We start from the raw sequence: 15,119 nt of genomic DNA, 5'->3' as shown, positions 1-15,119 counted from the left end.
ATCCCTCCGGACCGGATCTGACGGTGCGTCATATTAGAGCGGCCCCGCGGCGATGCCCAGAGACACGGCCCTGCCGCCGCCCGCGATATCTGATGTACCGTCAGATCCATGAAGCCAGGGAGCAGGAAAGTCGCCGTGGTGGGCGTGGCCCTCTCCGACTGCGGCCGTGTGGACGACGCGACCCCGTACACCCTGCACGCCCAGGCGGCCCGCCGCGCTCTCGCGGACGCCGGCCTGGACCGCGCCCGGGTGGACGGGTTCGCCTCGGCGGGCCTCGGCACGCTGGCCCCGGTGGAGGTCGCCGAGTACCTGGGCCTGCGTCCCACCTGGGTGGACTCCACCTCGGTGGGCGGCTCGACCTGGGAGGTCATGGCGGCGCACGCGGCGGACGCGATAGCGGCAGGCCACGCGAACGCGGTCCTCCTCGCCTACGGCTCGACGGCGCGGGCGGACATCAAGGCGGGCCGCCGAACGGGCGACCTCTCCTTCGGGGCCCGGGGCCCCCTCCAGTTCGAGGTCCCCTACGGCCACACACTGATCGCCAAGTACGCGATGGCGGCCCGCCGCCACATGATCGAGTACGGCACGACGATCGAGCAGCTGGCGGAGGTGGCGGTCCAGGCGCGGGCGAACGCGTCCCTGAACCCGGAAGCGATGTTCCGCGCCCCGGTCACCGTCGACGACGTCCTCTCCGGCCCGATGATCGCCGATCCCTTCACCAAGCTGCACTGCTGCCTGCGCTCGGACGGCGGGGCGGCGGTCCTGCTGGCGGCCGAGGAGTACGTCCGGGACTGCCGTACCGCCCCCGTCTGGATCCTCGGCACCGGCGAGCACGTCTCCCACGCCACGATGTCCGAGTGGCCGGACTTCACGGTCTCCCCGGCGGCGGTCAGCGGCCGCCTGGCCTTCCGGCGGGCCGGCGTCCGCCCCCACGACATCGACTTCGCCGAGATCTACGACGCCTTCACCTACATGACCCTGGTGACCCTGGAGGACCTGGGCTTCTGCGCCAAGGGCGAGGGCGGGGCGTTCGTGGCGAAGGGACGCCTGCTGGTGCGGGGCGGGGACCTGCCGGTGAACACGGACGGCGGCGGCCTGTCCGCCCAACACCCCGGAATGCGCGGTCTCTTCCTCCTGGTGGAGGCGGTGCGCCAGCTGCGCGGCGAGGCCGGTGACCGCCAAGTCCGCGCCCGGGACGGGGAACTGCCACGACTGGGGGTCGCGTCGGGGACGGGGGGCTGGTTCTGCTCGACGGGGACGGTGGTGCTGGGGCGGGAGTGAGGAGGGGAAGGGCGCGGAGGGGGCCGGGGCGGCACGGCGCGCAGGGGACGCAGGCCGGTCCGGGCCGCCCGGGAGGCCGGGGCGATACTCGCCCCATGGCACGACACGATCTCCACGAGCTGCTCCGGTCACTGCGGGTCTGGGCCCCCGGGACGACGGAGCTGCGCCACTTCGACCCGGACACGGCCCCGCCCACGCCGTTGGCACTGTTCACGAGCTGGTTCGCGGACGCGGTGGCGGCGGGCCAGCCGGAGCCGCACACGATGTCGCTGGCGACGGTGGACGAAGCGGGCGAGCCGGACGTACGGATCGTCATGCTGCACGGCGCCGACGCGGACGGCTGGTCCTTCGCCACGCACGCCACGAGCCGCAAGGGCCGGGCGCTGAGCGCACACCCGTACGCCGCCCTGGCCTTCTACTGGCCGGCGCTCGGGCGCCAGATCCGGGTACGGGGGCCGGTCACGTCGGCGCCCTCCGAGGAGAGCCAGGCCGATCTGCACGCGCGGTCCACGGGGGCGCTGGCGGCGGCGCTGACCGGGCGGCAGAGCGAGGAACTGCCCTCGCTGGAGGAGTTGCGGCGGGCCTCGGAGGCGGCCTGGGAGAGGGCCCGCGAGCACCCCGCCGAGCCGTCCCCGACCTGGACCCTGTACCGCCTGCACCCGGAGACGGTGGAGTTCTTCCAGGGCGACCCGCACAGGCGGCACGTGCGCCTGGAGTACCGCAGCACGGAGTTCGGCTGGAGCAGGACGCTGCTGTGGCCGTGACGGGGTCCGGCCGGGCGGCTCCGGGACGGCGCCATGGGGCCGCCCGCGCCGCCCGCTCCTCGCGGCCGCCGGCGACCCGCACCCGCCCCGCGCGTCACGCCCCCGGGCCGAACACCGCTCTCCCCTCCCGGAACCGCACCCGCAGCGGCATCCCCGCCGCCAGGTGCTCCGCCGCGCAGTCCACCACCTCCGTCATCATCCTCGGCCCCTCCGCCAGGTCGACCACGGCCGGCGTGTACGGGGTGCGGGCACCGAAAGGCGGCAGGTCGTTGCGGTGGACCGTGGACCAGGTGTACAGGGTCGCGCGACCGCTCGCCCGCTCCCAGACCACCTCCTCGCTCCAGCAGTGTGGGCAGAACTCCCGGGGGTAGTGGTGAGCCCGGCCGCAGGCCCCGCAGCGGCGGATCAGCAGGCGGCCCCGCGCCGCCGCCTCCCAGTAGGGGCGGGTGAAGGCGTCGGGTTCCGGAAGGTCGTAGCGCGGGCCGCCCATCAGAACCACCCGATCCACGCGTCCACCGACCAGGTCTGCCACGCCATCCCGAAGAAGCCGACCAGCGAGATCAGCGCCATCATCGAGTTCTGGCCCTGTTCCGCCCAGTCATGGATCATGAGGACGAAGTAGAGCGCGTTCAGGAGCAGGCCGCCGAGCAGGGCGACCGGGGTCAGGAAGCCGAGGATCAGGCCGAGACCGAGGGACAGCTCGGCGTAGGCCACGACGTACGCCATGAGCCGGGGGTGCGGCCGGACCACCGTGTCGAAGCCCGCCCGGACCGGGGTCCACCGGTGTTTCGCGGCCACGTCGGCCGCCCAGGCGATGCCGCTCCCCCGCTCGAACCAGGCCTTCTTGTCCTTGTGCCGCCAGCTCTCCAGCCACCACAGACCGAGGCCCGTGCGCAGCACCGCCAGCCACTCCGCGCCGTCCAGCCATATCGCGTCCATGGATCTGACGGTACGTCAGATTGCGGCCCTTGCCGAGCCTTCCGCCCGGGGTTCGCTGTGCGCGCACCGTGAAACCGGTGAAGCACAGGGCAGTGAAGCGCAGGACGGTCGTCATGGGCATCGGCGCCGTCGCCGGTGCCTCTGATGAACCCGATGTACCACCTGGTCGAGAAGGCCAACCCGCACCGCTCCAGGCACTGGTGGATCCGGCTCGGCACCAAGGACTGCGACACCTCGCTGACGGTGTCGGCGAACCTGGCCGCCGCCGCCCACGGCCTCGGTGACGACGTCGACCACCTCTCCTACTGGGACCAGGGCCACGGCGCCAACACGGACCCGGGCGACTTCGTCACGTGGATCGCCGAGGTCACCGGCCACCGGGGCGGGAAGCGGTAAGCCCCCGCATTCATGAGGGCCGCGTCACGAGTCGCGGTCACTTCTTCACACACGTGATCAATCCGCAACCAATTCCGGTCTTGACCGAGACCCATCAAGCGGAGGTGTGATTACGCTCCCGCTCATGGCAGCCTCCCGTCCCGCCTCCGTGCTCCTCTCGTCGACCCCCGCCGACCGCCCGGTCTACGTCATCGGCGCCGGCCCGGGCGGCCTGGCCGCCGCGTACGCGCTCCGGGCACGGGGCGTGCGGGCCGTGGTGCTGGAGAAGGCCGACCAGGTGGGCGCCTCCTGGCGCGGGCACTACGACCGGCTCCACCTGCACACCACCCGGCGCCTGTCCGCGCTGCCGGGCCTCGCGATACCCCGGAGGTTCGGGCGCTGGGTGTCCCGCGACAACGTGGTGCGGTACCTGGAGAAGTACGCCGAGCACCACGAGCTGGAGATCGTCACCGGCGTGGAGGTCCACCGGGTCGAGCGGACCGGGGACGGCGCGGGCTGGCTGCTGCACGCCTCCGGCGGGCGCGAGCTGACCGGCAGCGCGGTGGTCGTCGCCACCGGCTTCAACCACACCCCGCGCATCCCCGGCTGGCCCGGCCGGGAGGCGTACGCCGGGGAGTTCCGGCACGCCGGTGAGTACCGCAACGCCGAGCCGTACGCCGGCCGGGACGTGCTCGTCGTCGGCATCGGCAACACCGGCGCGGAGATCGCCGTGGACCTGGCGGAGGGCGGGGCCGCGCGGGTCCGGCTGGCCGTGCGTACCGTTCCGCACATCCTGCGCCGCTCGACCTTCGGCTGGGCCGCCCAGTACACGGGCGTGCTGGTACGGCGGCTGCCGGTGCGGCTGGTGGACCGGCTCGCCGGCCCGGTGGGCCGCGTCAGCACCCCGGACCTGTCCGCGCAGGGACTGCCACGCCCGGACACCGGCCTGTACAGCAGGGTGCGGCAGGGTGCCATCCCGGTCCAGGACGTCGGCCTGATCGACGCCGTGCGCACGGGCGGGGTCGAGATCGTGGCCGCCGTCGAGGCGTTCGAGGACGGCAAGGTGGTCCTCGCCGACGGCAGCCGTCTGACGCCGGACGCGGTGATCGCGGCCACCGGGTACGTCCGGGCGCTGGAGGGGCTGGTCGGGCATCTCGGGGTGCTGGACGAGCGCGGCAGGCCGGTGGTGCACGGCGGCCGCACACCGGAGAGGGCACCGGGTCTGTACTTCACCGGATTCACCAATCCCATCAGTGGGATGTTCCGGGAGATGGCGCTCGACGCCGGGCGGATCGCCAAGGCGGTGGCCAGGCGGCTGGGTTAGCCCGCTCGGCAACTTTGCCGTTCCGAACCATTCCTGACACACCGTCAGTTCAGTAACCTGACAGAGCGTCAGGTTACTGGCTGTCTCTCACAGGAGCGGGCGGAACGATGCTTGGATCAACCCACGGCACCCTCACCACCGACTCCCGCCGGGCCCGGGTCATCGCCTGCGGCGAGCAGCGGCCCGGACCCGCCGTCCACGGCCGGACCGACGACCGGGAAGGGGGGACCGGTCTCGACGTCAGCGGGCGCCCGCTGTATGCCGACGTACCCGACCTCTCCCGCTTCTTCCGGCCCGAGTCCGTCGCCGTGATCGGCGCCTCCGACACCGAGGGGCGGCCCAACACGGGGATCACCCGGCAGCTGCTGGCGTGGGCCGAGCGGGTCGGCGCGCGGGTGCACCCGGTGCATCCGGTCCGGCCGTCGGTGTTCGGCGTCCCGTGCGCCGGCTCCGTCGCCGACCTGCCCGAACAGATCGACCTGGCGGTCCTGCTGGTCGCCGACCCGCTCCCGGTGATCGGGGAACTGGCCGAGGCGAAGGTGAAGTTCGCCGTCGCCTTCGCCTCCGGCTTCGCGGAGACCGGCGAGGCGGGCGCCGAGGCACAGCGGCGGCTCGCGGACGCCGTACGCGGCTCGGGGCTGAGGCTGCTCGGCCCGAACACCAACCTCAACGCCTTCGAACGCTTCCGGGAGGACCTCTCCGGCCCCGCCATCGCCCTGATCACCCAGTCCGGGCACCAGGGCCGGCCGGTCTTCGCCCTGCAGGAGCTGGGCATCCGGCTCTCGCACTGGGCACCCACCGGCAACGAGGCCGATCTGGAGACCGCAGACTTCCTCTCCTGGTTCGCGGAGCAGCCCGAGGTCGGCGCCATCGCCTGCTACCTGGAGGGACTGAAGGACGGCCGTGCCTTCCTGCTGGCCGCCGACCGCGCCGCCCGCCGCAAGGTGCCCGTGGTCGCCGTGAAGGTGGGCCGGACCGAGGCCGGGGCCCGTACGGCCGCCTCGCACACCGGCAAGCTCACCGGCGCCGACGACGTGGTGGACGCGGCCATGCGGCAGTACGGCGTGCTCCGCGTCGACGGCCTGGACGAACTCCAGGACACCGCCGCCCTGCTGGCACGGGCCCGGCCTCCCCGCGCGGACGGGGTGGCGGTCTACTCCATCTCCGGCGGCACCGGCGCCCATGTCGCCGACCTGGCCACGGCGGCCGGGCTGCGGCTCCCCCGCCTGTCCGAGGCCAGGCAGGCCGAGCTGCACCAGTGGATACCGGAGTACCTGAACGTGGCCAACCCGGTGGACAACGGCGGCCACCCGGTCGGCGACCGGCGCGGCCGGAAGATCATTGACGCCCTCCTCGCCGACCCGGCGGTCGGCGTGCTGGTCTGCCCGGTCACCGGCCCCTTCCCGCCGCTCAGCGACAAGCTCGTGAGCGACCTGGTCGAGGCGGCCGAGGAGACCGACAAGCTGGTGTGCGTGGTGTGGGGCTCGCCGGTCGGCACCGAGCCCGCGTACCGGGACGTCCTGCTGGGCTCCTCCCGCGTGGCCACGTTCCGCACCGTCGGCAACTGCCTGACCGCCGTCCGCGCCTGGCTGGACCACCACCGCTTCGTGAGCGACTACCGCTCCCCCTTCGACGAGGCCCCGCGCACCCCCTCGCTCTCCTTCCGCAAGGCCGAGGCCCTGATGCAGCCCGGCCGGCAGCTCAGCGAGCACGCGGCCAAGCAACTGCTGCGCGCCTACGGCATCCGGGTGCCGCGCGAGCAGTTGGTGACCAGCGCGGCGGCGGCCGTCCGGGCGGCCGGGCAGGTCGGCTACCCGGTGGTGATGAAGGCCTCCGGCGCCCAGATCGCCCACAAGAGCGAACTGGGCCTGGTGAAGATCGGCCTGACCTCGGCGAGCCAGGTCCGGGACGCCTACCGCGAACTGACCGACATCGCCCGTTACGAGGGCGTCTCGCTGGACGGCGTCCTGGTGTGCCAGATGGTCGAGCAGGGCGTGGAGATGGTCGTCGGTGTGACGCACGACGAGCTGTTCGGGCCGACGGTGACCGTGGGGCTCGGCGGGGTGCTGGTGGAGGTGCTGCGGGACACGGCGGTCCGCGTCCCGCCGTTCGGCGAGGACCAGGCCCGGGACATGCTCACCGACCTGCGCGGCCGGGCCCTGCTGGACGGGGTCCGGGGCCGGCCGCCGGCCGACCGGGACGCGCTGGTGGAGGTGGTCCTGCGGGTCCAGCGCATGGCCCTGGAACTCGGCGGGCAGATCGCCGAGCTGGACATCAACCCGCTGATGGTGCTGCCCCGCGGACAGGGCGCGGTGGCACTGGACGCGCTGGTGGTGTGCAGGTGAGCGACACGGTGCGGCACGAGGTCCGCGACCACGTCTCGTACGTCACCCTCGACCGGCCCGAGGCCCTCAACGCCCTCACCCCCGCCCAGCGGGAGCGGTTGATCGAGCTGCTGGCTCAGGCGTCGGCCGATCCGGCGGTACGGGCGGTGGTGCTCACGGGGACCGGGCGCGGGTTCTGCGCGGGCGCGGACCTGCGGGGCGGCGCGGGCGGCGGGGAGCGCGTCCCGGGCGACGTCGCCCGCACCCTGCGCCTCGGCGCGCAGCGGCTGATCGCCGCCGTGCTGGACTGCGAGAAGCCGGTGCTGGCGGCCGTGAACGGCACGGCGGCCGGGCTCGGCGCGCATCTCGCGCTCGCCTGCGACCTGGTGCTGGCCGCCGAGTCCGCCCGGTTCATCGAGGTGTTCGTGCGGCGCGGCCTCGTACCGGACGGCGGCGGCGCCTATCTGCTGCCCCGGCTGGTCGGGCCGCAACGGGCCAAGGAGCTGATGTTCTTCGGGGACGCGGTCCCGGCGGCGCAGGCGCTGCGGCTGGGCCTGGTCAACCAGGTCGTCCCCGACGGGGAGCTGGGCAAGACGGCACGGGAGTGGGCGGCCCGGCTGGCCGCGGGGCCGACCCGGGCCCTCGCCCTGACCAAGCAACTGGTGAACGCCTCCCTCGACGCGGACCGGGCCGCCGCCTTCGCCGCGGAGGCGGCCGCCCAGGAGATCAACCTGACGACCGAGGACGCCCAGGAGGGCCTGCGAGCGTTCACGGAGCGCAGGAGCCCGCTGTTCCGGGGACGTTGAGGGTCAGTCCGCGGCGCGGTCGAGGGTCCGCAGGCTGCCCCCGTCCGGGTCGCCGAAGCGCACGAACAGCTCGGGATCGGCCGCGGTGCCGCTGACCGACCAGTGGGTGTCGATCCCGCAGGCACCGTCCAGGCGCAGGCGGATGCCTCGCGCCCGGTGCCGTCCGGGTCGTCGTCGGGTTCCCAGGTGCCGGAGCCCGCGCACACCACGTAGTCCTGGTGGTCCTGGTCCGTCCCGTCGCGGTCCGTGGGCTCGGTCGGCAGCCTGCGGGCCTCCGCCCGGCCGTCGGGGCGCAGCCGCAGTTCGGCTCCTCCCGCGCCCCGCCAGACCCCCAGGAGCTGGGCGCTGGTCAGCTTCGGCGGCTGGTACTGCGTGATCAGCCCGGTCACGGAGGCCACGATCCCGCCGCCGAGGGCCAGCGCGAACAGACCGGTACCGGCGAGCGCCGAGCGCCACCACAGGCCCCATGGCGACCAGGAACGCGTGCGGACGTAGGTGACGCCGAGCGCGGGCAGTACGCCCAGGGCGGTCAGGACCGACGCCGTGGTGGCGAACGGCCAGTGCCAGAGCGCCGCCGTCACCCCGGCCCAGCAGACGGCCGTGGCCACCGCCCCGGCCGGCCGCCAGGCCAGGTCCGGCCCGCCGAACCGCCGGCCCGCCGGCCGGGCGAGCCCCACCGCGGGCAGCGTCAGCACGACGGAGACGAGCATGCCCGGCAACGGCAGCAGCAGCGGCGCGAACAGCAGCAGACACAGGAGCCCGAAGGCGCCCCCGCCGCCGGAGTCGTACTGGTCCCGGGTGACGGCCCCGATCCACCACAACAGCCCGGCCGCCGGCAGCTGCGCCGCGTTCACGGCGATCGCCGCGGCCATGTCACCGGACCGCCACGGCGACCGGACCCCCCGGACCCGCCCTCGCACCTGCTCCCACCCCAGGGCCGCAGCCTAGGCGGCGGTTTCACCGGTGCTTCCCCCGGGCTTTTCATCTGACGTGCCGTCAGCTTCAATGGAAGGCGTGATGGGACACGCAGGGGCGGCGGCTGCCGCCGTCCGGTATCTGGGGCCCAGGCCCGTGGAGGCGCTGCCGCGGCCGGAGTTGCGGTGCGTGCGGGAGGACGAGCGGGCACCGGTGGACCAGGGCGAGTTCCGGCGGGTGCTGGGGGCGTTCGCGACCGGCGTCACCGTGATCACGGCACCGCCGGCCGACCCCTCCGGCGCCCCCGCCGGCTTCGCCTGCCAGTCCTTCTCCTCCCTCTCCCTCGACCCGCCCCTCGTCTGTTTCATGGTGGGCCGTACGTCCACCACCTGGCCGCGCATCGCCCGCGCCGGCGCCTTCTGCGTCAACGTCCTCGGCTCCGGCCAGGGCGAGCTGTGCCGCGCCTTCGCGGTGAGCGGCGCCGACAAGTTCGCGGGGGTCGCGCACGATCCGGCGCCGGTCTCCGGCTCCCCGCGCCTCGCCGGTGCCGCCGCCTGGATCGACTGCACCGTCCACGCCGTGCACACCGGGGGCGACCACCTGATCGTCGTGGGCCGGGTGGACGCCCTCGGCGCGGAGGGTCCGGACGAACCGCTGCTCTTCCACCGGGGGCGGTTCGCCCGGCTCCGCGCCGACTGAGGCGGTCGCCGGCTCCCCCTGCGCGGTGGGGGGTTCAGGACACGGCGGGCAGCGGGGCCACCGGGGCGCGGCGGATCACCAGGGACATCAGGGCCGCCGCCGCGCACAGGGTGCCGGAGGCGTACCAGACCATGTCGTAGGAGCCGAAGACGTCGCGGGCGAGGCCGCCGAGGTAGGCGACGAGGGCCGCGCCGATCTGGTGGGAGGCGAGCACCCAGCCGAAGACGATGGCGCTGTCCTCCCCGAACTGCTCGCGGCACAGCGCCAGGGTCGGCGGGACGGTCGCCACCCAGTCGAGGCCGTAGAAGACGATGAAGAAGAGCATCGGCGGGTGGACGGAGGGGCCCAGCAGCATCGGCAGGAACAGCAGGGAGAGGCCGCGCAGGGCGTAGTAGACGGCGAGCAGGCGGCGCGGTTCGAAGCGGTCGGTGAACCAGCCGGAGGCTATCGTGCCGACCACGTCGAAGACGCCGATGACCGCGAGCAGCGAGGCCGCCGTCGTGACCGGCATGCCGTGGTCGTGCTCGGCCGGCACGAAGTGGGTCTGGACGAGGCCGTTGGTGGAGGCACCGCAGATCGCGAAGGTGCCGGCGAGCAGCCAGAAGGTGCCGGTGCGGAGGGAGGAGGAGAGGACCGTGAGCGTGCGGCGGGCGGCGCCGGTGACCGGGGGCGGCTTGGGCACGAACTCCTTCGCGCCGTAGGGCTTCTGGCCGACGTCGGCCGGGTGGTCGCGCAGCAGCATCCAGACGAAGGGGACCACGGCGAGCGCGGCCAGGGCGACCGTGACGGAGGCGGGGCGCCAGCCGTGCCGGTCGACGATCCAGGACAGCAGCGGCAGGAAGATCAGCTGGCCGGAGGCGGAGGCGGCGGTGAGGATGCCGCTGACCAGGCCACGCCGCTCGGTGAACCAGCGGTTGGTGACGGTCGCCGCGAAGGCGAGGGCCATCGCGCCGCTGCCGAGGCCCACCAGCAGGCCCCAGCACAGCCACAGCTGCCAGGCCGCCGTCATCCACACGGTCAGGCCCGAGCCGGCCGCGATCACGGTGAGCGCGACGGCGACCACCCGGCGGATGCCGAAGCGGTCCATCAGCGCGGCCGCGAAGGGGGCGGTGAGGCCGTACAGCGCGAGGTTGATGGAGACGGCCGCGCCGATCGTGCCGCGCGACCAGCCGAACTGCTCGTTCAGCGGGTCGATGAGCAGGCTGGGCAGGGAGCGGAAGGCGGCCGCGCCGATGATCGTGACGAAGGTGACGGCGGCGACCAACCAGGCGCGGTGCACGCGGGGGTTCCGGGCGGGCGGAGCCTGGACGGAGGCTGCGGCTGGGCTTGTCTGAGTCACGTCGTCAAGCCTCCGGCCGGGCGGCCTTTCCATCGAGTGGCCCAAAGGACAGCATTCGCTAGGATCGGGCCATGGCTGTCGCTGAGGGGTTCCGTCCGCACCGGGTCGTCGTCCTCGCCCTCGACGGGCTGCTGCCCTTCGAGCTGGGCATCCCGCACCGCATCTTCGGCCGCCCGAAGGACGCGGAAGGACGGCTGCTGTACGAGGTGGTGACCTGTTCGGTACGGCCGCCCGGACCGGTCGAGACGGACGCCGACTTCGCCGTGCACGTGCCGTACGGCCCGGAGGCGCTGGCCACCGCCGACACGGTGATCGTCCCGGCGTCGTACGAACTCGGCCCGCTCTACGAGGAGGGCCGGCTGACCGGCGAACTGGCCGACGCCCTGGCCCGCATCCGCCCCGGCACCCGGCTCGCCTCCATCTGCACCGGCGTGTACGTCCTCGCCGCCGCCGGCTACCTGGACGGCCGCCCGGCGACCACGCACTGGGCCGACGCCGAGCGCTTCCAGCGGTTGTTCCCGCGGATCAGGGTGGACGCGGACGTGCTGTTCGTCGACGACGGGGACGTCCTGACCTCGGCGGGGGTGGCCGCCGGCATCGACCTGTGCCTGCACATGGTCCGCCGCGACTTCGGTACGGCGGTCGCCAACGACGTCGCCCGCCGCACGGTCGTACCGCCCCACCGCGACGGGGGCCAGGCCCAGTACATCCACCGCCCGGTCCCCGATCCGCAGCTCGCCACGACGACCGCCGCGCGGGCCTGGGCGCTGGGCCGCCTGCACGAGCCGATCCAGCTGCGGGACATGGCCGAGCAGGAGGCCATGTCGGTGCGCACCTTCACCCGCCGGTTCCGCGAGGAGGTCGGCGTCAGCCCCGGCCAGTGGCTCACCCAGCAGCGCGTGGAACGCGCCCGCCACCTCCTGGAGTCCACCGCCCTGTCCATGGACCAGGTGGCCCGGGAGGCGGGCTTCGGCACGGCCCAGTCGATGCGGCAGCATCTTCAGCAGGCGCTCGGGGTGACGCCGACGGCGTACCGCCGCACGTTCCGGGCGGCGGTGAACGGCGTCTAGAACGTGAGCACCGCCCGCGCCACGCGGCCCGCCTCCGCGTCCGCGCGGGCCTTCTCGAAGTCCTCCACGGGGTAGGTCGCCGTCACCAGCTCGTCGAGCAGCAGGCGGCGTTCGCGGTACAGCTCGGCGTACAGGGCGATGTCCCGCTGGGGGCGGGAGGAGCCGTAGCGGCAGCCGAGGACGGACTTGTCCAGGTAGAGCGAGGAGACGAGGAAGGACGCCTCGGCCGTGGCCGGGGGCACACCGAGGAGGATCGCCTGGCCGTGCCGGTCCAGGAGGTCGATGGCGGCGCGGATCAGTTCCACGCGCCCGACGCACTCGAAGGCGTGGTCGGCGCCCGTGGGCAGGAGGTCCCGCACGCCGTCCGCCGACGTCAGGAAGTCGGTCGCGCCGAACCGCCGGGCCAGCGTCTCCTTGGCCGGGTCGGCGTCCACGGCGACGATCCGCAGGGCCCCCGCGAGCCGGGCGCCCTGCAGGACGTTCAGCCCGATCCCGCCCGTGCCGATGACGACGACGCTGTCCCCCCGGTCCACCCGGGCCCGGTTCAGCACCGCCCCCACCCCGGTGAGCACCCCGCAGCCGATCAGCGCGGCGGACGCCGGCGGGATGTCCTCGGGGATCCGCACCGCCTGTACGGCCTTGACGACCGTGCGTTCCGCGAAGGCCGAGTTGGCGGCGAACTGGTACACCGCTTCCGCGCCCCGGGTGAACGGCTTGCCCGGGCGCCCGATCGCCTGCCGGCACATCGTCGGCCGGCCGCGGTCGCACTCCGCGCACGTGCCGCAGTTGGCGAGCGTGGACAGCGCCACGTGGTCGCCGGGCGCGACATGGGTGACACCGGCGCCGACCGCCTCGACCACCCCGGCGCCCTCGTGGCCCAGCACCACCGGCACCGGGAAGGGGATGGTGCCGTCCACCACGGACAGGTCGCTGTGGCACAGCCCGGCCGCCGTGATCGCCACCAGCACCTCGCCCGGGCCCGGCTCCCGCACCGCCAGGTCGTCCACCACCCGGACCTGCCTGCCGTCGAACACCACACCACGCATCACACGGCCCCCTTGGGCTCTCTGGGCAGGCCGAGCACACGCTCGGCGATGATCGTGCGCTGTATCTGGTCCGAGCCGCCGTAGACGGTGTCGGCCCGGGAGAAGAGGAACAGGTGCTGCGAGGCGTCGAGTTCGTACGGTGCCGAGGGCGTCCAGTCCGCCGGACCGACACCCGCCGCCGTCCCGCGCACCTGCATCGCCAGTTCGCCGAGGCGCTGGTGCCAGCCCGCCCACAGCAGTTTGGCCACGCTGGGCGCGCCCGCGTCCTCCGGACGCCCCAGGGTCCGCAGGGCGTTCCACCGCATGGTGCGCAGCTCGGCCCACTGGCGCACCAGCCGGTCGCGGACGACGGGATCGGCCGCCGCCCCCGTCTCCACGGCCGTCCGCACGACCCGCGCCAGCTCCTGGGCGAACCCGATCTGCTGGGCGAGCGTGGAGACCCCGCGCTCGAAGCCGAGCAGGCTCATCGCGACCCGCCAGCCGCCGCCCGCTCCTCCGACGACGTGCTCCGCGCGTGCGTGCGCCCCGTCGAAGAAGACCTCGTTGAAGTCGCTCGTGCCGGTCATCTGCCGGATGGGGCGGACCTCGATGCGCCCCGGCTGGTCCATGGGGACGAGGAGGAAGGTCAGCCCGTGGTGGCGCCGCGATCCGGGCTCGGTGCGTGCCAGCACGAAGCACCAGTCGGCCTCGCGGGCGAGCGACGTCCAGATCTTCTGGCCGGTGATCCGGTACGACCCGTCCGCGGCCCGCTCGGCCCTCGTGCTCACCCCGGCGAGGTCCGACCCGGCGCCGGGCTCGCTGTACCCCTGGCACCACAACTCGTCGCCGGCGGCGACGGGCGGCAGGAACCGGGCCTTCTGCTCCCGCGTCCCGTGGGCGAGCAGGGTGGGCGCGAGCAGGTTCTCGCCGATGTGCCCGGAGCGCGGCGGCGCCCCGGACCGCGCGTACTCCTCGGCCCAGGCGACCTGTTGGGTGAGGGAGGCACTGCGGTTGCCGTACCCGGACTCGGACCAGCCGAGCCCGATCCAGCCGTCCTTCCCGAGAGTGCGCTCCCAGGCCCGCCGGTCCCGCCCGTGACCGGCGTGCTCCATGAGCCAGGCCTTCGCGTCGGCCCGGAAGGCCTCGTCCTCGGGGTCGAATCCAAACTCCACGGGACTCTCCTCTCCCCACCGGTCGGCTCCGGTGGCCTCTGGGGCGCGGGGAACCGTGCGGCCGGCCACACCGCACCCGCACCCGCACCCGCCACACGGCACGCACCCCACCCCGCTAGGCGTTCGGCCGGTCCCCCGCGCGGGCGGCCCGTTCCATCTCCTGCACCCGCGAGAGCATCGGCATCGGATCCACTCCCACCGTCCCCGGCAGGAACTCCGCGATCCGCTCCGGCGTCCAGGAACCCTCCGCATACGCGGCCCGCAACTCCCGCGGCTGGGCCCACACCGCGAGCTTCGGCCCGGCGATCGTGTAGACCTGCCCGGTCACCCCCTGCTCCCGTGCGGCGTCCGACAGCAGGTACACGACGAGCGCGGCCACGTCCTCCGGCTCCCCGATCTCCGCCAGCTCCATGGGCACGTCGGCCGACATCCGCGTACGGGCCACGGGCGCCACCGCGTTCGCCGTGACCCCGTACTTGTTCAGCCCCAGGGCCGCGCTGCGGACCAGGGAGATGATCCCGCCCTTCGCCGCGCTGTAGTTGGCCTGCGCCACCGATCCCTGATGGTTGCCGCTGGTGAACCCGATCAGCGTCCCCGCCCGCTGCTTGCGCATCACCGCGGAGGCCGCCCGGAACACCGTGAACGTGCCCTTGAGGTGGGTCGCCACGACCGGGTCCCACTCCTCCTCGGACATGTTGAACAGCATCCGCTCGCGCAGGATCCCGGCGACGCACACCACACCGTCGAGCCGCCCGTACGAGGCCAGCGCGACGTCCACGATCCGCCGGCCACCGGCCATCGTGGACACGTCGTCGGCCACCGCGACCGCGTCCCCGCCCGCCGCCCCGATCTCCTTGACGACGGCCTCGGCGACCTCGCCGGCGGGGGACGCGCCGTCGACCGAGACGCCGTAGTCGTTGACGACGACCTTCGCCCCCTCGGCCGCCGCGGCCAGTGCGACCGCCCGCCCGATGCCGCGTCCGGCGCCGGTCACGGCGACCACCTTGCCTGCCAAGAAGTTCCCCACGCCCGGCCCCTTCCCGCGGTTTCTGACGGTCCGTTAGATTCTATGGCGCGCCGGACGCG

The 15,119-nt window shown here is 73.9% G+C and carries 15 protein-coding genes and 1 pseudogene; 9 read left to right on the top strand and 7 right to left on the bottom strand.

Going from position 1 to position 15,119, the window contains the following annotated elements:
• Positions 1-108: 108 nt before the first annotated feature.
• On the top strand, positions 109-1,281 hold the full coding sequence (locus ACZ5CW_RS01330) for a thiolase C-terminal domain-containing protein (RefSeq protein WP_468597285.1): 1,173 nt from the start codon (positions 109-111) through the stop codon (positions 1,279-1,281).
• A 95-nt stretch (positions 1,282-1,376) separates the two neighbouring features.
• Entirely contained in the window at positions 1,377-2,045 is a 669-nt protein-coding gene (locus ACZ5CW_RS01325; protein ID WP_468597284.1) for a pyridoxine/pyridoxamine 5'-phosphate oxidase, read from the top strand.
• Positions 2,046-2,139: 94 nt separating this feature from the next.
• Here ACZ5CW_RS01325 and ACZ5CW_RS01320 read toward each other — a convergent pair whose 3' ends face one another.
• Complete coding sequence (locus tag ACZ5CW_RS01320) at positions 2,140-2,535, bottom strand: Zn-ribbon domain-containing OB-fold protein (protein WP_468597744.1); 396 nt, start codon at positions 2,533-2,535, stop codon at positions 2,140-2,142.
• Positions 2,535-2,984: a DoxX family membrane protein gene (locus ACZ5CW_RS01315; protein WP_468597282.1), complete on the bottom strand. Its 450-nt coding sequence runs from the start codon at positions 2,982-2,984 to the stop codon at positions 2,535-2,537. The genes ACZ5CW_RS01320 and ACZ5CW_RS01315 overlap by 1 nt, the downstream gene beginning before the upstream one ends.
• 126 nt (positions 2,985-3,110) lie before the next feature.
• On the opposite strand from ACZ5CW_RS01315, the pseudogene ACZ5CW_RS01310 reads away from it, so the two are divergent.
• From ACZ5CW_RS01310 to ACZ5CW_RS01295, 4 genes and pseudogenes are all read left to right on the top strand, one after another.
• Positions 3,111-3,380 (top strand): annotated as a pseudogene (locus ACZ5CW_RS01310) (subtype B tannase); the annotation flags it as partial.
• A 124-nt stretch (positions 3,381-3,504) separates the two neighbouring features.
• A complete protein-coding gene (locus ACZ5CW_RS01305) occupies positions 3,505-4,683 on the top strand; it encodes a flavin-containing monooxygenase (protein ID WP_468597280.1) in 1,179 nt (392 codons plus the stop codon).
• A gap of 107 nt (positions 4,684-4,790) precedes the next feature.
• Entirely contained in the window at positions 4,791-7,028 is a 2,238-nt protein-coding gene (locus ACZ5CW_RS01300; protein ID WP_468597278.1) for an acetate--CoA ligase family protein, read from the top strand.
• A complete protein-coding gene (locus ACZ5CW_RS01295; RefSeq protein WP_468597276.1) occupies positions 7,019-7,813 on the top strand; it encodes an enoyl-CoA hydratase/isomerase family protein in 795 nt (264 codons plus the stop codon). The genes ACZ5CW_RS01300 and ACZ5CW_RS01295 overlap by 10 nt, the downstream gene beginning before the upstream one ends.
• Positions 7,814-7,816: 3 nt before the next feature.
• On the opposite strand, the gene ACZ5CW_RS01290 is transcribed toward ACZ5CW_RS01295, so the two are convergent.
• On the bottom strand, positions 7,817-8,017 hold the full coding sequence (locus tag ACZ5CW_RS01290; RefSeq protein WP_468597274.1) for a hypothetical protein: 201 nt from the start codon (positions 8,015-8,017) through the stop codon (positions 7,817-7,819).
• Positions 8,018-8,356: 339 nt separating this feature from the next.
• Between ACZ5CW_RS01290 and ACZ5CW_RS01285 the strand changes: the two genes are divergently transcribed.
• On the top strand, positions 8,357-8,761 hold the full coding sequence (locus tag ACZ5CW_RS01285) for a hypothetical protein (protein ID WP_468597273.1): 405 nt from the start codon (positions 8,357-8,359) through the stop codon (positions 8,759-8,761).
• A 69-nt stretch (positions 8,762-8,830) separates the two neighbouring features.
• Positions 8,831-9,427: a flavin reductase family protein gene (locus ACZ5CW_RS01280; protein WP_468597271.1), complete on the top strand. Its 597-nt coding sequence runs from the start codon at positions 8,831-8,833 to the stop codon at positions 9,425-9,427.
• Positions 9,428-9,461: 34 nt separating this feature from the next.
• Here ACZ5CW_RS01280 and ACZ5CW_RS01275 read toward each other — a convergent pair whose 3' ends face one another.
• Complete coding sequence (locus ACZ5CW_RS01275; protein WP_468597269.1) at positions 9,462-10,766, bottom strand: MFS transporter; 1,305 nt, start codon at positions 10,764-10,766, stop codon at positions 9,462-9,464.
• A 71-nt stretch (positions 10,767-10,837) separates the two neighbouring features.
• On the opposite strand from ACZ5CW_RS01275, the gene ACZ5CW_RS01270 reads away from it, so the two are divergent.
• On the top strand, positions 10,838-11,836 hold the full coding sequence (locus ACZ5CW_RS01270; RefSeq protein ID WP_468597267.1) for a GlxA family transcriptional regulator: 999 nt from the start codon (positions 10,838-10,840) through the stop codon (positions 11,834-11,836).
• Here the strand turns inward: ACZ5CW_RS01270 and ACZ5CW_RS01265 are convergent.
• The 3 genes from ACZ5CW_RS01265 to ACZ5CW_RS01255 all read right to left on the bottom strand — a co-directional run bounded on the left by ACZ5CW_RS01265 (position 11,833) and on the right by ACZ5CW_RS01255 (position 15,060).
• Positions 11,833-12,882 carry a Zn-dependent alcohol dehydrogenase gene (locus ACZ5CW_RS01265; RefSeq protein ID WP_468597266.1) on the bottom strand — a complete coding sequence of 350 codons (1,050 nt, stop codon included), beginning with the start codon at positions 12,880-12,882 and terminating at the stop codon, positions 11,833-11,835. The two genes, ACZ5CW_RS01270 and ACZ5CW_RS01265, sit on opposite strands and share 4 nt — an antisense overlap.
• Complete coding sequence (locus tag ACZ5CW_RS01260; protein ID WP_468597264.1) at positions 12,882-14,033, bottom strand: acyl-CoA dehydrogenase family protein; 1,152 nt, start codon at positions 14,031-14,033, stop codon at positions 12,882-12,884. Before ACZ5CW_RS01260 ends, ACZ5CW_RS01265 begins: the two co-directional genes overlap by 1 nt.
• Positions 14,034-14,148: 115 nt before the next feature.
• On the bottom strand, positions 14,149-15,060 hold the full coding sequence (locus ACZ5CW_RS01255) for an SDR family NAD(P)-dependent oxidoreductase (RefSeq protein ID WP_468597263.1): 912 nt from the start codon (positions 15,058-15,060) through the stop codon (positions 14,149-14,151).
• Positions 15,061-15,119 lie beyond the last annotated feature (59 nt).

It is taken from the genome of Streptomyces sp. NPDC031379, assembly GCF_055569615.1.
The sequence above is the reverse complement of the archived record's forward strand: the minus strand, read 5'-3'. Positions and strand labels throughout refer to the sequence as shown.